This window comes from Nakamurella endophytica, assembly GCF_014646215.1.
Taxonomy (GTDB): Bacteria; Actinomycetota; Actinomycetes; order Mycobacteriales; family Nakamurellaceae; genus Nakamurella; species Nakamurella endophytica.
The window spans coordinates 580,742-602,025 of record NZ_BMNA01000001.1 but is presented as its reverse complement, the minus strand read 5'-3'; the positions used below and the strand labels follow the sequence as shown (position 1 = coordinate 602,025).

At 74.1% G+C, this 21,284-nt stretch carries 17 protein-coding genes; 9 read left to right on the top strand and 8 right to left on the bottom strand.

Annotated features, from left to right (window positions below):
* Positions 1 to 47: 47 nt before the first annotated feature.
* Positions 48 to 1,175 (bottom strand): phosphoserine transaminase, encoded by a 1,128-nt coding sequence (gene serC / locus IEY37_RS02615; protein WP_188939901.1) that lies wholly within the window; start codon positions 1,173 to 1,175, stop codon positions 48 to 50.
* Between the two features lie 179 nt (positions 1,176 to 1,354).
* Positions 1,355 to 2,494, bottom strand: coding sequence for a citrate synthase 2 (locus IEY37_RS02610; protein WP_229673631.1), 1,140 nt, complete (start codon positions 2,492 to 2,494; stop codon positions 1,355 to 1,357).
* Positions 2,495 to 2,801: 307 nt separating this feature from the next.
* Here IEY37_RS02610 and pdxH point away from each other — a divergent pair, with 307 nt between their 5' ends.
* Both pdxH and IEY37_RS02600 read left to right on the top strand, forming a co-directional pair.
* The gene (gene pdxH / locus IEY37_RS02605; protein WP_188940174.1) at positions 2,802 to 3,476 is read left to right on the top strand and encodes a pyridoxamine 5'-phosphate oxidase; all 675 of its coding nucleotides are present in this window, start codon (positions 2,802 to 2,804) and stop codon (positions 3,474 to 3,476) included.
* 185 nt (positions 3,477 to 3,661) lie between these two features.
* Complete coding sequence (locus IEY37_RS02600; protein WP_373298244.1) at positions 3,662 to 4,933, top strand: MFS transporter; 1,272 nt, start codon at positions 3,662 to 3,664, stop codon at positions 4,931 to 4,933.
* Positions 4,934 to 5,032: 99 nt separating this feature from the next.
* Here the strand turns inward: IEY37_RS02600 and IEY37_RS02595 are convergent, their stop codons facing one another.
* Together IEY37_RS02595 and IEY37_RS02590 are read right to left on the bottom strand one after the other, a co-directional pair.
* Positions 5,033 to 5,932 (bottom strand): DUF2382 domain-containing protein, encoded by a 900-nt coding sequence (locus IEY37_RS02595; protein WP_188939900.1) that lies wholly within the window; start codon positions 5,930 to 5,932, stop codon positions 5,033 to 5,035.
* 450 nt (positions 5,933 to 6,382) lie between these two features.
* Positions 6,383 to 7,159: a TetR/AcrR family transcriptional regulator gene (locus IEY37_RS02590; protein WP_188939899.1), complete on the bottom strand. Its 777-nt coding sequence runs from the start codon at positions 7,157 to 7,159 to the stop codon at positions 6,383 to 6,385.
* A gap of 217 nt (positions 7,160 to 7,376) precedes the next feature.
* On the opposite strand from IEY37_RS02590, the gene IEY37_RS02585 reads away from it, so the two are divergent.
* A complete protein-coding gene (locus IEY37_RS02585; RefSeq protein ID WP_188939898.1) occupies positions 7,377 to 7,955 on the top strand; it encodes a hypothetical protein in 579 nt (192 codons plus the stop codon).
* The gene (locus IEY37_RS02580) at positions 7,952 to 8,881 is read left to right on the top strand and encodes an aldose 1-epimerase family protein (protein ID WP_188939897.1); all 930 of its coding nucleotides are present in this window, start codon (positions 7,952 to 7,954) and stop codon (positions 8,879 to 8,881) included. Before IEY37_RS02585 ends, IEY37_RS02580 begins: the two co-directional genes overlap by 4 nt.
* 43 nt (positions 8,882 to 8,924) lie before the next feature.
* On the opposite strand, the gene IEY37_RS02575 is transcribed toward IEY37_RS02580, so the two are convergent.
* Both IEY37_RS02575 and IEY37_RS02570 read right to left on the bottom strand, forming a co-directional pair.
* Complete coding sequence (locus tag IEY37_RS02575; protein WP_188939896.1) at positions 8,925 to 10,310, bottom strand: cryptochrome/photolyase family protein; 1,386 nt, start codon at positions 10,308 to 10,310, stop codon at positions 8,925 to 8,927.
* Positions 10,311 to 10,459: 149 nt separating this feature from the next.
* Entirely contained in the window at positions 10,460 to 11,767 is a 1,308-nt protein-coding gene (locus tag IEY37_RS02570) for a citrate synthase (RefSeq protein ID WP_188939895.1), read from the bottom strand.
* A gap of 281 nt (positions 11,768 to 12,048) precedes the next feature.
* On the opposite strand from IEY37_RS02570, the gene IEY37_RS02565 reads away from it, so the two are divergent.
* From IEY37_RS02565 to IEY37_RS02545, 5 genes are all read left to right on the top strand, one after another.
* Positions 12,049 to 13,356, top strand: coding sequence for a polysaccharide deacetylase family protein (locus IEY37_RS02565; RefSeq protein WP_188939894.1), 1,308 nt, complete (start codon positions 12,049 to 12,051; stop codon positions 13,354 to 13,356).
* 295 nt (positions 13,357 to 13,651) lie between these two features.
* Positions 13,652 to 15,073, top strand: coding sequence for a rhamnulokinase (locus tag IEY37_RS02560; protein WP_229673625.1), 1,422 nt, complete (start codon positions 13,652 to 13,654; stop codon positions 15,071 to 15,073).
* Positions 15,070 to 15,831 (top strand): (Fe-S)-binding protein, encoded by a 762-nt coding sequence (locus IEY37_RS02555; RefSeq protein ID WP_188939893.1) that lies wholly within the window; start codon positions 15,070 to 15,072, stop codon positions 15,829 to 15,831. Before IEY37_RS02560 ends, IEY37_RS02555 begins: the two co-directional genes overlap by 4 nt.
* Positions 15,828 to 17,396: a LutB/LldF family L-lactate oxidation iron-sulfur protein gene (locus tag IEY37_RS02550; protein ID WP_188939892.1), complete on the top strand. Its 1,569-nt coding sequence runs from the start codon at positions 15,828 to 15,830 to the stop codon at positions 17,394 to 17,396. Before IEY37_RS02555 ends, IEY37_RS02550 begins: the two co-directional genes overlap by 4 nt.
* Positions 17,393 to 18,082: a LutC/YkgG family protein gene (locus IEY37_RS02545; RefSeq protein WP_229673623.1), complete on the top strand. Its 690-nt coding sequence runs from the start codon at positions 17,393 to 17,395 to the stop codon at positions 18,080 to 18,082. Before IEY37_RS02550 ends, IEY37_RS02545 begins: the two co-directional genes overlap by 4 nt.
* 54 nt (positions 18,083 to 18,136) lie before the next feature.
* Here the strand turns inward: IEY37_RS02545 and IEY37_RS02540 are convergent, their stop codons facing one another.
* Together IEY37_RS02540 and IEY37_RS22440 are read right to left on the bottom strand one after the other, a co-directional pair.
* Positions 18,137 to 18,904 carry a MerR family transcriptional regulator gene (locus IEY37_RS02540; protein WP_188939891.1) on the bottom strand — a complete coding sequence of 256 codons (768 nt, stop codon included), beginning with the start codon at positions 18,902 to 18,904 and terminating at the stop codon, positions 18,137 to 18,139.
* Between the two features lie 198 nt (positions 18,905 to 19,102).
* Positions 19,103 to 21,196, bottom strand: coding sequence for a glycosyltransferase family 39 protein (locus IEY37_RS22440; RefSeq protein ID WP_188939890.1), 2,094 nt, complete (start codon positions 21,194 to 21,196; stop codon positions 19,103 to 19,105).
* Positions 21,197 to 21,284: the final 88 nt, after the last annotated feature.

Here is a 21,284-nt window from a genome sequence, read left to right as displayed (position 1 = left end):
GACTGACGTTGATCATCGGCACGGCCCGGCCGGGCGGTGCCGAACCGTCAGAGCCGCCCGACGACGTGGTCGATGCAGGCCACCAGGGCGGACACGTCGGCCGGCTCCACCGCGGGGAACATGCCGACACGCAACTGGTTGCGGCCCAGCTTGCGGTACGGCTCGGTGTCCACGATGCCGTTCGCCCGCAGCACCTTGGCGACGTCCGCGGCGGTCACCTCGGGGACGAAGTCCACCGTCCCGACGACCTGCGAGCGCAGCTCCGGCCGGGCCACGAACGGCGTGGCGTACTCGGCGCCGCCGGCCCACTCGTACAGGCGCCCCGAGGAGTCGGCGGTGCGCCGCACCGCCCAGTCGAGGCCGCCCTGTCCGTTGATCCAGTCGATCTGGTCGGCCAGCAGGAACAGGGTCGCCACCGCAGGGGTGTTCAGCGTCTGGTCCTTGGTCGAGTTGTCCAGCGCCGTCGCGACGGACAGGAACTCCGGGATCCACCGGTCCGTGGCGGCGATCTCGGCGATCCGCTGCTGGGCGGCCGGTGAGACCAGGGCGATCCACAGGCCGCCGTCGGAGGCGAACACCTTCTGCGGGGCGAAGTAGTAGACGTCGGCCTGCGTCACGTCCACCGGCAGCCCGCCGGCGCCGGACGTGGCGTCCACCAGCACCAGCTGGTCCTCGGTGGCGCCGGCCGGCCGCAGCACCGGCACGGCCACGCCGGTCGACGTCTCGTTGTGCGCCCAGGCGTAGACGTCGACGTCCGGGTCCGCCACCGGGTCGGGCGCGTCGCCGGCATCGGCACGCAGCACGGACGGGTCCTCGAGGAACGGCGCGCCCTTGGTGACGGTCGCGAACTTCGCGGAGAACTCGCCGAAGGAAAGGTGCTGCGAGCGACGGCGCACCAGGCCGAGCGCGGCGGCGTCCCAGAACGCCGTCGACCCGCCGTTGCCGAGGACGACCTGCCAGCCCTCGGGCAGCCCGAACAGCTGCGTCAGTCCCTCCCGGACGCGCCGGACCAGCGTCTTGACCGGAGCCTGGCGGTGCGAGGTGCCCATCACCGACGCGCCGTCGCCGGCCAGCGCGGCGAGCGCCTCCGGCCGTACCTTCGAGGGCCCGCAGCCGAACCGCCCGTCGCGGGGCTTGAGGTCCTCGGGCAGGACGATGCTGGTCAGGTCGGCCATCGGTGGTCCTCCTGGGTCCGTGCGGACGGTGTCCGCGGGTCGGTCCGGCGCCGGGCCATCCTGTCACCCGCGGGCGTCCGTCCGGCTCCGGCCCGCACCCGCGGCTCCGGGGTCGGCAGCCCTGCCGGTGTCCGGCACCGGCTCAGACAGCGGCGACCAGCCGATGTCCGGTGCCGGGCTCAGACGCCGGCGACCAGGCCGGCGTAGCCGTCGACGTCCTCGGGGCGCCGGGGCCCGGGCCCGTCGTAGACCGCGGACGGGCGGACGATCCGGCCGAGTCGCTTCTGCTCGAGCACGTGGGCGCTCCACCCGGCGGTCCTCGCGCAGGTGAACATGGCCGGCATCATCGCCGCCGGGACGCCGGCGAAGTCCAGGATCACCGCCGCCCAGAACTCGACGTTCGTCTCGATCGGGTGGTCCGGCCGGCGGGTGCGCAGCTCGGTGAGCGCCGCCTGCTCGAGCGCCGCCGCGGCCTCGTACCGCGGCGCGCCCAGCTCGGCGCAGACCCGGCGCAGCGTGCGGGCCCGCGGGTCCTCGGCGCGGTACACCCGGTGGCCGAAGCCCATCAGCTTCTCCCGCCGGTCGAGGATGCCCTTGACCAGGCCCACGGGGTCGCCGGTGGCCTCGACCTGCGTGATCATCGGCAGCACCCGCGCCGGGGCGCCGCCGTGCAGGGGCCCGGACATCGACCCGATGGCGCCGGCGAAGCACGCGGGGACGTCGGCACCGGTGGAGGCGACCACCCGGGCGGTGAACGTGCTGGCGTTCATCCCGTGCTCGGCGGCGCTGACCCAGTAGGCCTCGATGGCCCGCACCTGCTCGGGGGACGGCTCACCGAGCCAGGCGGTCAGGAAGCGTTCCACCGACGACGGGCGGGACTCGACCAGGGACGCCGGCACCTCGGGCAGGTCGCCCCGTGCCGAGCGGGCGGCGTAGGACAGCACGGCGGACGTCGTGCGTGCCAGCTGCTCGCGCGCCTGGTCGTCGGTGATGTCCAGCAGCGGACGGAAGCCCGCGGTGGCCGCCAGCAGCGGGATCCCCGCCTGCACGTCGACCCGGACGTCCCCCGAGCGGACCGGCGAGGGTTCGAGCTCGACCGGGAGGGCGGCGCCGAAGGCGTCGTCCACCAGCAGCGCCCAGACGTCGTCGAAACCGACCCGCCCGACCAGGTCCTCGATGTCGACGCCGCGGTACCGCAGCGACCCACCGTCCTTGTCCGGTTCGGCGATCGCGGTGTGGAAGGCGACCACGCCCTCCAGTCCGGGGACGAACCCGCGCGGTGCGGCCGCCCCTGCTGCCTGCTGTGCCGGTTGGGTCACAATCCCTCCCCGTCGAGGACCGATCCGCGAACGGCCGTTCACCGGCCCGCGTCCCCCGACTGTGCCCCGGTCGCCCGACAGGGGCCAGCGGGTGCTCCGGTGTTCTTGGTCACCGCGGGCGGAGGCGTACCGTGCGACGGGCGGTCGACGGGGTACGCGCACGGCACGGGGACGGTGGGACACGGTGAGCGGCGAGGACCAATCGGGACCCGGCTCACCCCGGACGCCGGACGGCACCGAACCGGTGGGGGCGCCGGCGGGCGGGCCGGCGGAGGCCGACCGCGGCGGCCGCCCCGACCTGGCCGCCATGCGGCAGAACTACACCCTGGCCGAGCTGGACGAGACCGCCGTCGCTGCCGACTGGTGGACGCAGTTCGACCGCTGGATGGGCGACGCCGTCCGGGCCGAGCTGCTCGAGCCGAACGCGATGGTGCTGTCGACCGCGTCCGCCGACGGCATGCCGTCCGGCCGGACGGTGCTGGCCAAGGCGGTCGACCGCGACGGCGTCGTCTTCTACACCAACTACACCTCCGCCAAGAGCCACGACCTGACCGAGAACCCGTACGCGGCGGTCACCTTCCCGTGGTACGCGCTACAGCGGCAGATCCACCTGCGCGGGCCGGTGCACCGGGTGGATCCCGCCACGACGGAGGCGTACTGGGTCACCCGGCCCCGCGGGTCCCAGCTCGGCGCCTGGGCGAGCCCGCAGTCGGCCGTGGTGTCGGGACGCGCCGAGCTCGAGGCGCTGCTGCGCCGGGCCCACGACCGGTTCGACGTCTCCGGCGGACCGCTCGGCGCGTCGGCCCCCGACGGCGACCCGGCGGTGACGCAGGACTCGATCCCGGTGCCGCCGCACTGGGGCGGGTGGCGGCTGGTGCCGCAGACCGTCGAGTTCTGGCAGGGCCGCAGTTCCCGGTTGCACGACCGCATCCGGTACCGGCGGACGCCGGACGGGTGGCAGGTCGAGCGGCTCGCCCCGTGACGGGACCCTCGAGGGCCGGCGGCGACCGGGCGGACGGGGTGCAGCCCGGCTCCGGTGCGCCGCTCGTCCCCACCGAACTCGCCCCTGCCGGGGTCGCCGGCGGACCGACCGAACCCGTCGCCGGGCCCGCCGCCGACGGTGCTCCCACGGACGCGGCCGCGCCCCCCGGCGCGGTGGGGACGGCGGTGCCCGACCGGCCGCGGGGCCGGGTGCGCTCCGTCCTGCCGGACGTGCGGCCGTTGCGCGTGCCGGCGTTTCGCCGGATGTTCCTCTCGCAGATCGGCACGGTGGTCGGTTCGCAGCTGACCAGCGTGGCGGTGCAGCAGCAGATCTTCGACCTGACGGGCAGTTCCGGCTGGGTGGGTGTGGCCTCGCTGGTGGCGCTGGTCCCGCTGGTGGTGTTCGGCCTGCTGGGCGGCGCGGTGGCGGACAGCTACGACCGCCGCCGGCTGTTGATGATCACCTCGACCGGTATCGCGGTGACCAGCCTGGGGTTGTGGGTGGCGGCCCTGGCGGGCCCCGGGTCGGTGTGGGTGGTGATGGTGCTGCTGGCCGCGCAGCAGGGCTGTTTCGCGGTCAACCAGCCGACCCGCAGCGCGGTGCTGCCCCGGATTTTGCCGCCGGAGCTGGTGCCGTCGGCCAACGCGCTGTCCATGACGGTGTTCTCGGTGGGCGTCATCGCGGGCCCGTTGCTGGTCGGCGTGCTGATCCCGGTCATCGGTCTGTCGTGGCTGTACTTCCTCGACGCGGTGACGCTGGTCGGCGTGCTGTACGCGGTGGTCCGATTGCCCCCGATCCCGCCGGCCGGTGCCGGCCGGGGGCGGGCCAGGGTCCTCGACGGCCTGACCTACCTGCGCGCCCGGCCGCTGCTGCTGATGACCTTCGTCGTGGACATCATCGCCATGGTCTTCGGCATGCCCAGGGCGCTGTTCCCGCAGATGGCGGAGGAGACCTTCGGCGGGCCGCCGGGTGGCGGCACCGCGTTGGGCGTGCTCAACGCTGCGCTGGCGCTGGGCGCCCTGCTCGGCGGGCTGACCAGCGGCTGGGTCCACCGGGTGCACCGCCAGGGGGTGGCCATCCTGGTCGCCATCGTCACCTGGGGGGTGGCGATGGCACTCTTCGGCACCACGTCGCTGCTGTGGTTGGCCGTGGTCTACCTGGCGGTCGGCGGCTGGGCCGATCTGGTGTCCTCGGTGTACCGCTCGTCGCTGCTGCAGGTGGCCGCCACCGACGCCATGCGCGGGCGGCTGCAGGGCGTGTTCACCGTCGTGGTGGCCGGTGGCCCGCGGGTGGCCGACTTCGTGCACGGCCTGGCCGCGTCCGCGACGTCGACGGAGGCGGCCGTCGTCGGCGGCGGCGTGCTCTGCGTGCTGCTGACCCTGGTGGCCGGCTGGTGGGGACGCTCGCTGCGGGACTACGACGCCCGCACTGCCGTCCGCGTCGCCGACCAGGACTGACCTCGGACGCCGAAGAGCGGTGCAGCCGGGTGGCTGCACCGCTCTTCGGTGGTATGTCGGCCGACGTGGCCGGCGACCGGGCTGTGCCCGGCCGGCGGGTCAGCGGTCGGTCGTGGTGGTGCCGGTCGTCCCGGAGGTGCCGGTCGGGTCCTCGAACTCGATCTGCTCCTTGCGGACGTCCGCGCTCACCTGCTGGTTGTCGGTGACGGTCTCGGTGCCGAGGCGGACGCGCTCGACCGGGACGGTCTCCTTGGAGACGACGGGGCGCTCCTCGGTCAGGACGACCTCGTGCTCCTCCTCGGTCAGGTCGCCGCCGGCGAGCGCTGCCTCGCGGTTGGCCTCGGTGATCGGCTCGCGCTCGACCCGGACCTCCTCGCGGGTGACCGGGACGGTGACCGACTGCTGCTCGGTCACGATGTACTTGCGGAGCCGGGCGCGGCCGGTCTGCACCCGCTCGGTGCCGACGTGCAGCTGCTCCTCGGACCGGGTCATCGCATCGTCGGTGTTCGGGCCGGACACGTCCTGGCCGGCGCCGGTGAAGCCGCTGGCGCCGGCGGTCGTCTCGTAGCCGGTCGCCGCCGCCGTGCCGGTGCTCTCGTACCCGGCCGTGCCGGTGCTCTCGTACCCAGCCGTGCCGCTGGTCGCCGCCGTGCCGCCCGTGGCGTACCCGGCGGTCGAAGTGGTGCCGACGCCGTAGTACTCGTAGAGCCGGTCCTCGTCCTGCTCGGACAGCGGCTCGTCCTCGGCGAAGTTCGGTGCGCCCTTGACCTTGTCCTGGTCGTAGGGCACCACGACGCGGTTGCCCTCGATGCTGGCGTCATCCAGCGGCACGAAGGACTGGTTGCCACCGAACCAGCCGGTCTTGACCGTCACCCAGGTCGGCTGGCCGGTCTCGTTGTCCACGAAGACCTGGCCGACCTTGCCGAGCTCGTCGCCGCCGGCGCCGACGACGACTCCGTCGTCGAGCAGTCGCGCAGCCTGGTCGCTCTCGGGGTTCATGCGCACTCCTCCTGGGTAGTGGCGTCCGTCCACTGCGGGGACGGATCGATGGAACGTGTGTCCGGCGGCCGGCGCGTCCGCCGGCGGGTCGTGCGGATCGGGTCGTGCTCCTCCTCGACGCTGTCGACACCGCCGGGTCGGGCCTCGCCGACCTCCGCCGCCGCGGCGGTCGCCCGCCGCGTCCTACACCGGCGTGGGTTCCCCCGACGCCGGGTCCTACACGTGCCGGATCGGGTCCGAGAACCTGATCCGGCACAGCGGTCCCGCATCCGTCCCCGATGCTGCCGGGGATCTCTGCGGTGCCGCGGTGGGACACCCGTGTGCCCGCTGTGCGACCGGGACGGCCGCGGTGGACGAGCTCGGTGGTGCACCCGCCCGCTCATGGTGACCGCTGGGATACGTCGTAAACCCTACCCCTAATGTGGCGCGCGTCACGTCGCAGGGCTGGGTTCAGCGGGTGCGACGGGTGACCTCGAGCCGGTCCAGCAGGGCCTCCAGGGACTCGTCGAAGACCTCGGCCGAGTGGTCCTGGGACAGCTCCGGCTCCAGGGCCTGCAGCCGCGGGTAGGAGCTGAGGTCCGTCCTGCGCGGAGTGTCCGGCGGGTTCTGCTCCACCGGGCTGATCTCGGCGCCCCGCGCCGACACCTCGAGCAGCAGGTGGCCCAGCAGGAAGCTGCTGAACGCCCGGTAGGACTCCACCGCAGCCCAGTCGGAGAACCCGGACCGCTGCAGCTGCTCCAGGAAGGACTCCATCCACCGCAGGCTGCGCAGCGGCGGCCGGACCCAGGGGGCGGCCGGCGGCCGGGTCGCGACGACCGGGAACACCAGCGGGTGCGCCAGGGCCAGCCGGCGGACACCGTGGGCGAGCCGCTGCAGGTACTCCTGCCAGACGTCGGCCTCCATGTGCACGTCCGGATCGCCGTACAGGTCGTCGACGAGCAGCTCGACGATGCCGTCGAGCAGGTCCTCCCGGCCGGTGACGTAGCGGTACAGGGCCATGGCCTCGACGCCGAGCCGGGCGCCGAGCCGGCGCATGGTCAGCGCCGCGAGGCCCTCCTCGTCGATCAGGCCCACCGCGTTGACCAGGACCAGACGGCGGGACAAGGGCTCCCGGCTGCGCTGCACGGCGGCGTCGGTGACCGGCGACGCCGCCCTGCCCAGACCCTCGGGGGAGTCCGGGTCCGGGGTCGCGTCCTCGTCGGGGACGGTCCCCAGCGGTTCGCTCATGTCGCCTCCCTCGCCTCGTCCGGCCTGGAGCGGGGCCGCGCGCGGCCGCCTCCCTGTCTACTCCTGCACCGTGCCGGGCGGTGGGCCGCACCGCCCGGCACCCCGGTGCCCGGCCGCCGGCTCCCGGTGCGCCGGGGAGCGGCCGGCCGGGATGGGGCAGGATCGGTCCCTGTGCTCCGCAGCCGGCCCGCCGGCTCGCCACCGAGGAGGTCGTCGGATGCTGTTCCCACCCACGCACACACCGGAGGACTGGGCGCCGTACCAGCGCCTGGACGACGCGGTCCGGGCCTACGTCCGCGACGCCGACGCCGCCCTCGAGGCGCTGTACGGGGTCGTCGACCCCAAGGACGTCCGGGTCTTCACCTGCGAGCGGGTGGCGACACCGCAGGAGTGGGGGGAGTCGCTGTGGCAGGAGGTCGCGGTCAGCGACGGGCACCGGCTGATCCTCTGGCACGGTGACGACGAGGCCGACGAGGAGAACCCGCAGGGCTTGATGTTCTCGTCGTCGGTGCGCACCATCCCGCTCACCGCCATCGTCGACCAGGGGCTGCGGCACCGGTTCCGCGCGGAGCCCGACGGCTCAAGGTCCATGCACGCCGTGCTGCTCTACCTGTCCACGCAGACGCCGGAGCGCTCGATGACCGAGCTGACCGAGGCCAACGAGACCCGCAGCGTGCAGTACGTGGAGACCTACCGGTTCTCCAAGTCGGTCACCGACGGCGGGCTGGCGCAGATGCAGCGCCTGCTGCAGTTCGGTCGCGCGCTGTCCGGCTTCACCCGCGGGGTGCAGGGGTGACCGCCGGCCGGCCGGCGAGCGGCCAGCAGTACGTCATCACCCGGGACCGGCTGCGCGCGCAGGTCGGGCAGGTGGCGGCCGTGCTGCGCGGCTTCTGGGTCGGGGACCGGGCGTGCACGGAGACGTGGCCGGACGACCTGGTGTCGCCGATGGGCTGCGGGATGGTGCTGGTGCCGTGGCCGAACCGGGTGGCCGGCGGACGGTGGGAGCACGACGGGCGGGACCAGCAGCTCGACCTGACCGACCCCACCAAGGGCAACGCCACCCACGGCCTGCTGCGGAACACCGCCTACACGGTCACCGCGCACACCGAGTCGTCGGTGACGCTGGCGGCGACGGTCTACCCGCAGCACGGCTGGCCGTTCGTGCTCGACACCTCGGTCACCTACGCCCTCACCGACGACGGCCTGCAGGTGACGCACCGGCTGCACAACCCGGGCGACACCGCGCTGCCGTTCGGCGTCGGCGCGCACCCGTACCTGCGGGTGGGCGACGTGCCCGCGGCCGACCTGGTGATCACCGTCGACGCCCGGACCAGGGCGGTGCCGGACGCGCGGATGATCCCGCGCGGCTTCGAGCCGGTCGAGGGTTCGGAGGTGGACCTGCGCGGCGGGGTCCGGGCGGGCGACGTGCGGCTGGACACCGCCTATTCCGACCTGACCGTCGAGGACGGCAGGGTGCGCCACCGGCTGTCGGCGCCGGACGGCACGGCGCTGGTCCTCTGGGCGGACGAGGTGTTCCGCTGGGTGCAGGTGTACACGCCGGACAACTTCCCCGGACCGGGGCTGCCGGACCAGCGGGTCGCGGTGGCCATGGAGCCGATGACCTGCCCGGCCGATGCCCTGAACAACCACCGCGACCTGCTGTGGCTGGAGCCGGGTGGGTCCTGGTCCGGGTCGTGGGGTCTGCAGCCGGTCGGCCTCTAGGCAGCCGGCCGGCCACGAGCCCCGCGTCCGGGTCGTCCGGCCGCTACGTCCGCTGCTCCCAGCGGTGCAGCGACTCGGCCCGCTCGGCGGCGTGGTCGACGATCGGCGCCGGGTACCCGTCCGGGAGCCCGCCCGGCAGGTCCCACGGCCGGTGCACGGCCTTGCCGGGGACGCCGGCCAGCTCGGGCACGTAGCGGCGCACGTAGTCGCCGTCGGGGTCGAACCGCTCACCCTGGCCGATCGGGTTGAAGATCCGGTAGTAGGGCTGCGCCTGCGAGCCGGACCCGGCCACCCACTGCCACCCGTGGGTGTTGGAGGCCACGTCCCCGTCGACCAGGTGCTGCATGAAGTGCCGGGCGCCGATCTGCCAGGCCAGGTGCAGGTCCTTGATCAGGAACGAGGCGACGCCCATCCGCACCCGGTTGTGGATCCAGCCCTCGGCCAGCAGCTGGCGCATCCCGGCGTCGATGTACGGGAATCCCGTCCGGCCGTCCTTCCACGCCTGCAGGTAGCGGTCGACGGTCGGCCCGGAATCCCACTGCAGCCGGTCGATCACCGGGTCCAGGGAGACCCGCGGGGAGTCGGGGTGGTGCAGCAGGACGTCGGCGTAGAACTCCCGGAACCCGAGCTCGCGGCGGTAGGCCTCGGCTCCGGCGGAGCGGTGCCTGGCCAGGTCGGCCAGCATCGTCCTGGGGTGGATGCAGCCCCACTTCAGGTACGGCGACATGCGGCTGGTGCGGTTCAGGTCCGGCCGGTTGCGGTCCTCCCCGTACCCGGCCACCCCGCTGACGTAGTGCTGCCAGCGCTCCAGCGCGGCGGCCTCGCCCGGCTGCGGGAGCTCCGTCGACGCGGGCACCGGCGCCGCCAGGGAGTCGATGCGGTACCGGCGGCCGGCGTGAACGTCGCCCGGATCGACGAAGGCCACTCCCGCCGCGCTCGTTGCCGGGGCGCGCCAGCCGTGCTGCAACCAGACGCGGTGGAACGGGGCGAACACCGAGTACGGCGTGCCGTCGGGTTTGCGGACGCGGCCGGGCGCCACCGCGTACGCCGAGCCGGTGCGGACGAACTCGATCTGCTGCTCGGCCAGCGCCTGCTCGACGGCCTGGTCCCGCCGGCGGCCGTAGGGGCCGAAGTCGGCGGCGGCGTGCACCGCGGCGGCGCCGACGGCGGCCGCCACCCGCGGCACCACCGTCTCCGGCCGGCCGTGCAGCACCAGCAGCCGGCCGCCCATCCGCTCGTCGAGCGCCGCCAGGGAGCCGGCCAGGAATGCCCGGCGCGGCGCCCCGGACGGCTGCAGCAGCGCGTCGTCCGCGACGAACAGGCCGACGACGCCCGGCGCGCCCTGGGCGGCGGCGCACAGCGCCGGCTGGTCGTCCAGCCGCAGGTCGCGGCGGAACCAGAAGACCGTCGGGGAGGCGGGGTGGCTCATGCCTCCACCCTGCCCCGGACCACCGACAGCCACACCTGGCAGCGGTCCGGCGCCGGCTCAGCCCCGGCCGGGCGGCTGCTGCCGGGCAGGTCGTCCGGTGCCGGTCCGGCGCCGGCCGGGCGGCCGCTGCCGCTGCGCCCCGCGGCGGCTCAGCGCTCGCCCACCGGCACGAAGGCGCGCTCGCCGTGCCCGGTGTACACCTGGCGCGGCCGGCCGATCTTCGTGGCCGGGTCGTTGATCATCTCCCGCCACTGGGCGATCCAGCCGGGCAGCCGGCCGAGGGCGAACAGCACGGTGAACATCCGGCTCGGGAAGCCCATCGCCTTGTAGATCAGACCGGTGTAGAAGTCGACGTTCGGGTACAGCTTGCGCTCGATGAAGTAGTCGTCCGACAGGGCGACCTCCTCGAGCTGCTTGGCCAGGTCGAGGAGCTGGTCGTCGCCCCCGAGGTCGGCCAGGATGCTGTCCGCGGTGCGCTTGACGATCGCCGCGCGCGGGTCGTAGTTCTTGTAGACCCGGTGACCGAAGCCCATCAGCTTGACGCCGGGCTCCTTGTCCTTGACCCGCCGGACGAACGTCGCGATGTCGCCGCCGCTGTCCCGGATGCCGCCGAGCATCTGCAGCACCGCCTCGTTGGCCCCGCCGTGCAGCGGCCCGAACAGCGCGTTGATGCCGGCGGCGACCGAGACGAACAGGTTGGCGTGGGCCGAGCCGACGAGCCGCACCGTGGACGTCGAGCAGTTCTGCTCGTGGTCGGCGTGCAGGATCAGCAGCAGGTCGAGCGCCTTGACCAGCTTGGGGTCGATCTCGTAGGGCTCGACCGGGAAGCCGAACGACATCCGCAGGAAGTTCTCGACCAGGCCGAGCGAGTTGTCCGGGTACAGCAGGGGCTGCCCCATGGTCTTGCGGTGCGAGTACGCCGCGATCGTCGGCAGCTTGGCCAGCAGCCGGACCGTGGACAGCTCCACCTGCTCGGCGACGAACGGGTCGAGCGAGTCCTGGTAGAAGGTCGACAGCGCCGAGACGGCGCTGGAGAGCACCGGCATCGGGTGGGCGTCGCGCGGAAAGCCGTCGAAGAACCGCTTGAGGTCCTCGTGCAGCAGGGTGTGCCGGCTGATCCGCGACACCCAGGCGTCCAGCTGCTCCGCGGTCGGCAGCTCGCCGTAGATGAGCAGGTAGCTGACCTCGAGGAACGACGACGACTCCGCGAGCTGCTCGATCGGGTAGCCGCGGTACCGCAGGATCCCGGCGTCGCCGTCGATGTAGGTGATCGCCGACGTGGTCGAGCCGGTGTTGGTGTACCCCGGGTCCAGGGTCACCATCCCGGTGGTCGACAGCAGCTTGGAGATGTTGAGGCCGGAGGCTCCTTCGGTCGCCGGCACCACCGGCAGCTCCAGCTGGCTGCCGTCGTAGCTGATCGTGCCCGTGGGGCGGGTCGCCGCCGGGGACTCGGACATGGGAAGACCGCCTTTGCGCCTGGTGCCGGGGTGCCCAGCGGATCTCCGCCGTGGATCGGCGCTGTCCGCGAGGCGTGGCTGCAATCTACTGGTCGGACGGCGGCCGGACGACGGCGCTCCCCGCCCGCCGCCCCGGCCACGGGCGTGGCGGCGGCGCGGGGAGGTCGGCGGATGTCACGCTGGAGGGACCCACCGCCTTTACCTGCCGTTGACCTCTCACCTGCTGGGGTCGGTGAGCGGCGGCGTCCGGCCGGCCGCGGGCCCGGAGCAGCAGGAGGACGATGAGACCCCGACAGATCGCCGTCCTGGTGGCGGTGCTGATCCTCACCGCGGTCACCGGTGTGCTGGTGGCCCGCGGGGGTCCCGTCACCGGCGCCGCCGAGGTCACCGTGACCGAGCACACCACGGTGCCCGGGGTGGCGGGTCCGGCGCGGCCGTCGGGTCGGGCCACCTCGTCCGGCACCGGCCCGTCCAAGACGGCGTCGGCGGGTGCTGCCGGGTCGGCGTCGTCCCAGGGGTCCCCCGTGCCCGCGGCCGGCGCCACCGCGGGCGGCCAGGGCACGGCCTCCGCGGGTGCCCGGCCCGCCTCCAACGTCCCGATGCGCAAGCTGCGGCCCGGCGAGAAGCCGCCGCAGTTCGTGATCTTCTCGTTCGACGGCGCCGGGTCGCACACCAAGTGGCAGGAGTTCCTGGCCACCGCCGAGACCGTCGACGCCCGCTTCACCGGCTTCCTGACCGGCCTGTACCTGCTCGCCGACGACAACCGGGAGCGCTACACCGGTCCCGGGCACGCGCCGGGCAAGTCGTCGGTCGGGTTCGGCGGCACGCCGCAGGAGGTCGCCACCCTGGTCGGCGACCTCAACACCGCCTACGCCACCGGCCACGAGATCGGCACGCACTACAACGGGCACTTCTGCTCCGGGGCAGAACCGAGCGCCGACGCGTGGTCGACCGCGGACTGGAACAGCGAGCTGGACCAGTTCTTCGGTTTCCTGACCCGGTACCGGCAGAACAACCCGGGCGTGGCGCTGCCGACGCTGACCGTGCCGACGTCCAGCATCAAGGGCGGGCGCACGCAGTGCCTGGAGGGCACGTGGGACCAGCTGGTCCCCGCCTGGAAGCGGCACGGGTTGACCTACGACAGCTCGGTGAACGCGCCGGCCGCGGGCGTCTCCTGGCCGGTGCGGACCGACGGCATCTGGGAGTTCGCGATGCCGTACGTCTACTCGCCCGGGTTCGGCGGGATGGTCGTGAACATGGACTACAACATGTGGGTCAAGTTCAACGGCGGCCGCACCCAGCCCGGCACCGAGAAACAGCTGCGCGACAAGGTGTACCGGACCTACACCTACCTGTACGAGCAGACGTTCGCCGGCAACCGGGCGCCCCTGCTGGTGGCCAACCACTTCAACAACTGGAACGGCAACGCCTTCAACCCGGCCGTGCGCAGCTTCATGCAGGACTACTGCGGCCGGCCGGAGACGGTCTGCGCCACCTACCAGGACGTCATCGCGTGGATGGAGCTGCAGGACCCGGCCGTCCTGGAGCGCCTGCAGGACCAGGCGCCGGTGGCCGGCAGCGCGCCCTGACCGGCTCGCTCTCTGGCCGGCTGGCGCCCTGACCGGCTGGCGCCCTGACCCGCTGCCGCCCTGACCCGCTGCCTCCCTGACCGGCAGCCTCCCTGACCGGCAGCCGTCCTGACCGGCAGCGCGCATCGACCGGCGTCCCCGGTCCGGTTTCGGTGGCGCCGGCGGACGCTTGCGTTGGGCGTCGACACCGGTTTCCCTGCCGGCGTGTCCGGCTCGCGGCTGTACGCGGCGGCCCCTTCGCAGGCATGCTCGACCGCGTGTCGGCACGGACGGACCCCCAGCGGCGGTGGTGGGCGTGACCCGGTTCGCCGCGGTCGACCTCGGAGCGTCGAGCGGCCGGGTGATGGCCGCGGCCGTCGACCCGCACCGGCTCGAGCTCACCGAGCTGCACCGCTTCCGCAACGGTGCGGTGCCGCTCGGCGGCAAGTTCTACTGGGACGCGCTGGGCCTGTGGCTGGACGTGCTGCACGGTCTGTCGCTGGCCGGGGACGTGCACAGCGTCGGGATCGACACCTGGGGCGTGGACTACGGCCTGCTCGACGCCCGCGGCGACCTCTTGGCGAACCCCCGGCACTACCGCGACGGCCGCACGATCGGGCTGCCCGAGGAGCTGGACCACGAGGTGCCGCCGGCCGACCTGTACCGGCGCACCGGGCTGCAGCGGATGGCGATCAACACGGTCTACCAGCTGCGCGCCGAGCGCTCGGCGCTGCTGCCGCAGGCGTCCGGGCTGCTGCTGATGCCGGACCTGTTCGGCTACTGGCTCACCGGCGTGCGCACCACGGAGCTGACCATCGCCTCGACCACCAACCTGCTCGACCCGGTGCGCCGGGACTGGGACCGGGGACTGCTGGAGCTGGCCGGGGTCTCGGCGGACCTGCTCGGCCCGCTCCGGGAGCCCGGCACCGACGTCGCCCCGATCACCGCGGAGGTGGCGGCGGCCACCGGGTTGTCGCCCGACGTGCGCTGGACCGCCGTCGGTTCGCACGACACCGCCTCGGCCGTCGTCGGGGTGCCCGCCGAGGGCGAGGACTTCGCGTACATCGCCTGCGGCACCTGGGGTCTGGCCGGCATCGAGCTCTCGGCGCCGGTGCTCACCGAGGACAGCCGGGCCGCCAACTTCACCAACGAGGCCGGCGTCGACGGCACGGTCCGCTACCTGCGCAACGTCATGGGGTTGTGGGTGCTGTCCGAGTGCCTGCGCGAGTGGCGCGACCGCGGTCGGCCGGCCGAGCTAGCCCCGCTGCTGGAGGCCGCGGCCGCGGTGCCGCCGGGTGGTCCGGTGTTCGACGTGGACGACCTGTCCCTGCTGCCGCCGGGGCCCATGCAGCAGCGGATCGCCCGGCTGTGCGGCGAGGCCGGGCAGCCGGTTCCGGCGTCGGCGCCGGAGGTGGTGCGCAGCGTGCTGGACAGCCTGGCGACGGCCTTCGCCCGGGCGGTCCGGGACGCCGCCCGGCTGTCCGGCCGTACCGTGTCGGTCGTGCACCTCGTCGGCGGCGGAGCCCGCAACAGCCTGCTGTGCCAGCTCACCGCGGACGCCGCCGGACTGCCGGTGGTGGCCGGGCCGGTCGAGGCCACCGCGCTGGGCAACGTGCTGGTGCAGGCCAGGGCGCAGGGCGTGCTGACCGGGTCGCTGGCCGACCTGCGGGCGCTGGTCCGGGGCACCCAGGAGCTGCGGACCTTCCAGCCGCGCAGCGCGACCGAGGCGGCCCGGTGAGGATCGCGCTCATCGCCACGTGCATCGCCGACGCGCTGTTCCCGGACGTCGACCGGTCGGTCGTGCGGCTGCTGGAGCGGCTCGGGCACCGGGTGGTGTTCCCGACCGAGCAGGTCTGCTGCGGCCAGATGCACGTCAACACCGGCTATCTGGCCGAGGCGCTGCCGGTGGTGCGCCAGCACGTCGAGACGTTCGAGCGCGCCGAGTTCGACGTCGCGGTGGCGCCGTCCGGGTCGTGCGTGGGGTCGGTGCGGCACCAGCAGGCGATGGTGGCCCGGCGGTCCGGCGACGAGTCGCTGGCCGGCCGTGCGGAGGAGCTGGCCGGGCGGACGTACGAGCTGTCCGAGCTGCTGGTGGACGTGCTCGGGGTGATCGACGTCGGGGCCTACTACCCGCACCGGGTGACCTACCACCCGACGTGCCACTCGCTGCGCATGCTGCGGGTGGGCGACAAGCCGCTGCAGCTGCTGCGCGCCGTCGAGGGCATCGATCTGGTCGAGCTGCCGGACGCGCAGTCCTGCTGCGGTTTCGGCGGCACCTTCGCCCTGAAGAACTCCGACGTCTCGACGGCCATGCTGGCGGACAAGATGTCGCGGGTGCTGTCGACCTCGGCGGAGGTCTGCACGGCGGGCGACTCGTCCTGCCTGCTGCACATCGGCGGCGGGCTGACCCGGCTGCGCACCGGGGTCCGGACGGTGCACCTGGCGCAGATCCTGGCGTCCACGCGCGACGAGGTGGCGGGGAGTGTGACGGTGTGACGACGTTCCTGGGGGTCCCGACCCGGCGGCTCGCCGGTCCGGACGACGAGGACCCGCTACGCGGCAGCCGGCCCTTCCCGGCCGCGGCCGCCGATGCGGTCCGCGACCCGGTGCTGCGTCGCAACCTGCGCCGGGCGACGACGACGATCCGCGCCAAGCGGGAGCACGTGGTCTCCGAGGTGGCGGACTGGGAGGACCTGCGGGACACCGGGTCCGCGGTCAAGGCGGACGTCATGGCGCGGCTGCCCGAGCTGCTGGAGCAGCTCGAATCGGCGGTGACCGCGCGCGGCGGCGTGGTGCACTGGGCCGCCGACGCCGCCGAGGCCAACGCCATCGTCACCGACCTGATCCGGCGGACCGGCGCCGACGAGGTCATCAAGGTCAAGTCGATGGCCACCCAGGAGATCGGGCTCAACGAGCACCTGGCCGAGCAGGGCATCGCCGCCATCGAGACCGACCTGGCCGAGCTGATCGTGCAGCTGGCCGGCGACAAGCCGTCGCACATCCTGGTTCCGGCGATCCACCGGGGCCGGGCCGAGATCCGGCAGATCTTCCTGGAGCGGATGGCCGACGTCCCGCCCGCGCTGACCGACGAGCCGCGGGTTCTGGCCATGGCGGCGCGGGAACACCTGCGGCGCAAGTTCCTCTCGGCCAAGGTCGCCGTGTCCGGGGCCAACTTCGCGATCGCCGAGACCGGCACGCTGGCGGTGGTGGAGTCCGAGGGCAACGGCCGGATGTGCCTGACGCTGCCCGAGACCCTGATCACCGTCATGGGTATCGAGAAGCTGCTGCCCTCCTTCGGCGACCTGGAGGTGTTCCTGCAGCTGCTGCCGCGATCGTCCACCGGCGAGCGGATGAACCCGTACACCTCGCTGTGGACGGGCGTGACACCCGGCGACGGGCCGCAGGAGTTCCACCTGGTGCTGCTGGACAACGGGCGGACCAACGCCCTGGCCGACAGCCTGGGCCGGACCGCCCTGCACTGCATCCGGTGCTCGGCGTGCCTGAACGTCTGCCCGGTCTACGAGCGCGCCGGCGGGCACGCGTACGGGTCCGTGTATCCGGGCCCGATCGGAGCGGTGCTGACCCCGCAGCTGACCGGGCTGACCGGCGGGCACGACGTCAACGCCACCCTGCCGTACGCCTCGACGCTGTGCGGCGCCTGCTTCGACGCCTGCCCGGTCAAGATCGACATCCCCAGCATGCTGGTCGAGTTGCGCGGCCGGGCGGTGGATGCCGGACGGGGTGGTGTGCCGGACGGCTGGGCCGCCGCGATGAAGGCCGCGTCGTGGGTGATGTCGGGCGAGCGGCGCTGGTCGGTGGCCGAGACCGCCTCCCGTGCGGGGCGTCTGGTCGCCGGGCGGCGCGGCCGGATCTCCCGGCTGCCGTTCCCGCTGTCCCGGTGGACGCGCAGCCGCGACCTGCCGGCGCCCCCGGCGGAGACGTTCCGGCAGTGGTGGGCCCGGACCCGCGGCGACGACGACGCCGGCCCGGACGCCGGGAACCCGCCGATCGCCGGGACCCCGGCGCCGCGCCCGGCCGCCGACGGCGGGGACCGGCCGTGAGCACCCGGGAGGAGATGCTGGGCCGGATCCGCGCCGCGGTCGCCGCCGGTGCGCCGCTGGCCGGCGGCTGTGTCCCGCTGGAGGGGGACGGTCCGGACCTGGCGGTCGACGGCGTGCCGCGCCGCTACCGCCGCACCGGCGACCAGCCGCCCGGCTCGCCCGCCGTGCTCGACGTGCTGGTGGACCGGCTCGAGGACTACCGGGCCACCGTGCACCGGTGCGCCGCCGCGGACGTCGCCCGGGCGGTGCGCACCGCGCTGGGCGACGCCCGGTCGGTCGTCGTCCCGCCCGGACTGCCGGACGGCACGGTGGACACCGCCGCACCCGATGCGCCGGAGGTGGTGGTGGACGGCCGACCGGAGCCGCTGTCCGCCGTCGCGCTGGACCGGATCGACGCGGTGGTCACCGCAGCCCGGGTGGCCTGCGCGGTGACCGGGACGATCGTCCTGGACGGCGAGCCGGACCAGGGCCGGCGGGTGATCACGCTGATCCCGGACCGGCACGTGGTGGTGCTGCGGGCCGAGCAGGTGGTGCAGACCTGGCCGGAGACCGTGGCCCTGCTGGAGCCCACCCGGCCGCTGACCATGATCTCCGGCCCGTCCGCCACCAGCGACATCGAGCTGTCCCGGGTCGAGGGCGTGCACGGCCCGCGGAACCTGCAGGTGGTGATCGTCGACCCGGCGTGACGGGCGGTCGGGCAGCCCCCCGGGTTCGTCGGCCGGCCCCGCCCCGACCGCCGGTCAGCCGGCCGCCGGCTCTCGCCGGTCGGCGTTGGCGTGGATCGCGTCCCGGAGCCACCGGGCCAGGCCCGGCGCGACGGACTCGTACGTGCGGGTGAACCGTTCGTCCTGCAGGTACATGTCGCCCAGCCCGCGATGCATGGCGTACGAGCAGTCGTAGAACCGGCCGATCTGCGCGCGGTGCTCCTCGGCCAGGTCCGTCGCCGCCTCGCTGTCCGGGCCGACGCCGTCCGCCAGCGCCTGCGCCATCCGCCGGTTCAGGTCGTCGCCCGAGCGCTTGACCTCGATCCAGTCCGCCTTGGTGAAGCCGCTCACCGCCTGCTGCGACTGCCGCCAGGCCTCGGTGTCGCCCCACCGCTGTCCGGCCTCGGTCTCGTAGTCGGCCGAGTAGTTCGGCCCGAACAGCTCGAACCGCTCCTGCGGGGTCAGGTGGACGCCCATGACGTGTGCCTCCAGTTCCTTGTCGACGGTGGCGACCATCCGTTCCAGGCGGGCGATCCGGTCCGCCAGCAGCTCGCGCTGCCGGCGGAGGTGGGCACGGGTGTCCGTGCCCGGGTCGTCCAGGATGGTCGCGATCTCCTCCAGCGGGAACCCGAGCTCGCGGTAGAACAGGATGTGCCGCAGCCGGTCCAGCTGCGCCTCCGTGTACACGCGGTATCCGGTGCCACTGCGGTCGGCCGGCGGGAGCAGGCCGATGCGGCCGTAGTGGTGCAGCGTGCGGACCGACACGCCCGCCAGCTGCGCCACCTGGCCGACCGTCCAGCCCATGCCGCCCCCTCTCGAGTCCTACCAGGGAGATCCCCGGGCCGTCGGCCCGGGCATCGACCACGGTGCAGCCTGACGTCACGTCAGGGTCAAGGCGATTCTCACCGGATCCGGGCGCGTCGGGCGAGCTCCCGTCCGGCGACGGCGGACGGCCGTGCGGCCCGACCCGCGTGGGGCCGGGCCGCAGGAACCTCCCGGACGTCAGCTCGCAGGCTTCGTCAGGTCGTAGACGGTCACCGAGCCGACCGTGGTGGCCGTGTAGTGCTGCTGCACCCAGGCGGTGATCTGCGCACCGACGGAAGTGCCGCCCTGCCCGCCCATCCCGCCGCCCCGGCCGCCGCCGGCGACGAAATAGGTGATCTGCCCGCTCGCCACGTACTGCTGGAACTGGGCCAGCGTCGGCGAGTCGTCGCTGCCGCTCCAGCCCCCGATGGCCATGACCGCGGTGTCGGTCGACAGGATGTAGCCCGCGGCCGACTGGTCGCCGATCACCGCGGCCGACCACCGGGTGGTGGTGGCGTCGAGCAGCGTGACGAGCTCGCCGTCGGTCGACCCGCCCCTGCCGAACCCGCCGGTGCGTCCGGACGGTGCGGTGCCGGTACTGCCCGTGCTCCCGGTGTCGGTGCCGTCGGGTGCGGTCGCCCCGGCCGGCGGCGTGCCGGTCGGCCGGGCGCCGACGCCGCCCATCCGGCCGCCCACCCCGCTGCCGTAGCCGGCCGGCCCGGACGTCGGGACGGAGCCGGTGTGCGGTTGGGCCGCCGTGGCGACGGTGAAGGACGCGGTGGCGCCCAGCGCCGCGATGGACCCGACGAGCAGCCCGACCACCGCCCAGCGCTGCAGCCGGTGGACGGACGCGCCGAGCAGCGCGGCGCCGGCCATCCCGCCGACGAGCACCACCCAGCGCAACCATGGCAGCCATCCGGCGGCATCCCGACCCAGCAGGTAGAACGACCACGCCGCGGTGGCGGCGATCATCAGCGCCAGGGCGCCGCGGGCCAGGTGTGCGGCCCGACCGTGCCAGAGCTCGCGGCCGGCGACCGCGACGGTCGCCGCGATGCCCGGGGCCAGCGCGACCGCGTAGTAGGGGTGCACGGTGCCCTGCATGAACGACAGCACCAGCGCGGTGACCACGACCCAGCCGCCCCAGATCAGCAACGCCGCCCGGATGCGGTCGGTGCGCGACGCCCGGCGGGTGAACCAGACACCGGCCACCAGCGCGACCAGTGCCGCCGGCAGCAGCCAGGAGATCTCCGTGCCGAAGGCTGTTCCGAACATCCGGGTGATGCCCGTGGCGCCGCCGAAACCGACGTTCTGGCCACCGCCGAAGCCGCCGCCCCCGCCTCCGCCGCCGTTGCCGGACCCGCCGAGGATGCGGCCGAGGCCGTTGTAGCCGATGGCCAGCTCCCACAGCGAGTTGTCGGTGGAGCCGCCGATGTACGGGCGGGAGTCCGCCGGCCACACCGCGACCAGCGCGACGAACCAGCCGGCCGAGACCACCAGGGCGCCGGCAGCAGCGACCAGGTGCAGCAGCCGCCGGCCCAGCCGCGGCCGGCCGGCGACCAGGTACGCGAGACCGAAGCCTGGCGGAACCAGCAGGCCCTGCAGCATCTTGGTCAGGAAGGCGAACCCGAGGGCGGTGCCGGCCAGGACGAGCCAGCGCAGCGCGGTGGTGGCGCCGGGACGGCGCCGGGACGGAGCGCCCTCGACGGCCCGCACGACGCAGTACGCCGCGACCGTCATGAGCAGCACCAGCAGGGCGTCGGGATTGTCGAAGCGGAACATCAGGGCGGCCACCGGGGTGAGGGCGACCAGTGCACCGGCCACCAGCCCGGCAGCGTGCCCGGACCACCGGCGCACGGCCGCGTGGAGCACCGCGACGGTGCCGACGCCCATCAGGGCCTGCGGCAGCAGCAGCGAGAACGACGAGAACCCGAGGATCCGGGCGGACAGCACCATGAGCCACAGCGAGGCCGGCGGCTTGTCGACGGTGATCGAGTTGCCGGCGTCCAGCGACCCGAACAGCCAGGCCTTCCAGGACTCGGTGCCCGACTTGACCGCCGCGGCGTAGAAGTCGTTGGCGTAGCCGGAGGCGGACAGGTCGACCAGGTAGAGGGCGGCCGTGGCGACCAGCAGCAGCCACAGGGCGGGACGTGCCCAGCGGGGGTCCTCCGGGCGGCCCAGCGCCAGCCGGGACCACCGGCGTCGCGGCGGAGCCGGTGACGGGTCGGCGGCCGGCGGGCGGGCGGCCGCCGGGGGAGCGACGAGCGGGGCGTCGAGCGCGGGCGCAGCGGGCATGGGTTCGATCCTTCGCGCGGCGGGGGAGCCGGCGACGGTTCGCGCCGGCGGTTCCCACGCTCCGGGCCCGGGCTGTGTCGCCCCGCGC

Excerpts from the sequence above, each read along its gene's own strand:
- serC (WP_188939901.1), bottom strand. The coding sequence starts at position 1,175 with ATGGCCGACCTGACCAGCATCGTCCTGCCCGAGGACCTCAAGCCCCGC.
- pdxH (WP_188940174.1), top strand. The coding sequence starts at position 2,802 with ATGCGGCAGAACTACACCCTGGCCGAGCTGGACGAGACCGCCGTCGCT.
- IEY37_RS02595 (WP_188939900.1), bottom strand. The coding sequence starts at position 5,932 with ATGAACCCCGAGAGCGACCAGGCTGCGCGACTGCTCGACGACGGAGTC.
- IEY37_RS02590 (WP_188939899.1), bottom strand. The coding sequence starts at position 7,159 with ATGAGCGAACCGCTGGGGACCGTCCCCGACGAGGACGCGACCCCGGAC.
- IEY37_RS02585 (WP_188939898.1), top strand. The coding sequence starts at position 7,377 with ATGCTGTTCCCACCCACGCACACACCGGAGGACTGGGCGCCGTACCAG.
- IEY37_RS02575 (WP_188939896.1), bottom strand. The coding sequence starts at position 10,310 with ATGAGCCACCCCGCCTCCCCGACGGTCTTCTGGTTCCGCCGCGACCTG.
- IEY37_RS02570 (WP_188939895.1), bottom strand. The coding sequence starts at position 11,767 with ATGTCCGAGTCCCCGGCGGCGACCCGCCCCACGGGCACGATCAGCTAC.
- IEY37_RS02565 (WP_188939894.1), top strand. The coding sequence starts at position 12,049 with ATGAGACCCCGACAGATCGCCGTCCTGGTGGCGGTGCTGATCCTCACC.
- IEY37_RS02540 (WP_188939891.1), bottom strand. The coding sequence starts at position 18,904 with ATGGGCTGGACGGTCGGCCAGGTGGCGCAGCTGGCGGGCGTGTCGGTC.
- IEY37_RS22440 (WP_188939890.1), bottom strand. The coding sequence starts at position 21,196 with ATGCCCGCTGCGCCCGCGCTCGACGCCCCGCTCGTCGCTCCCCCGGCG.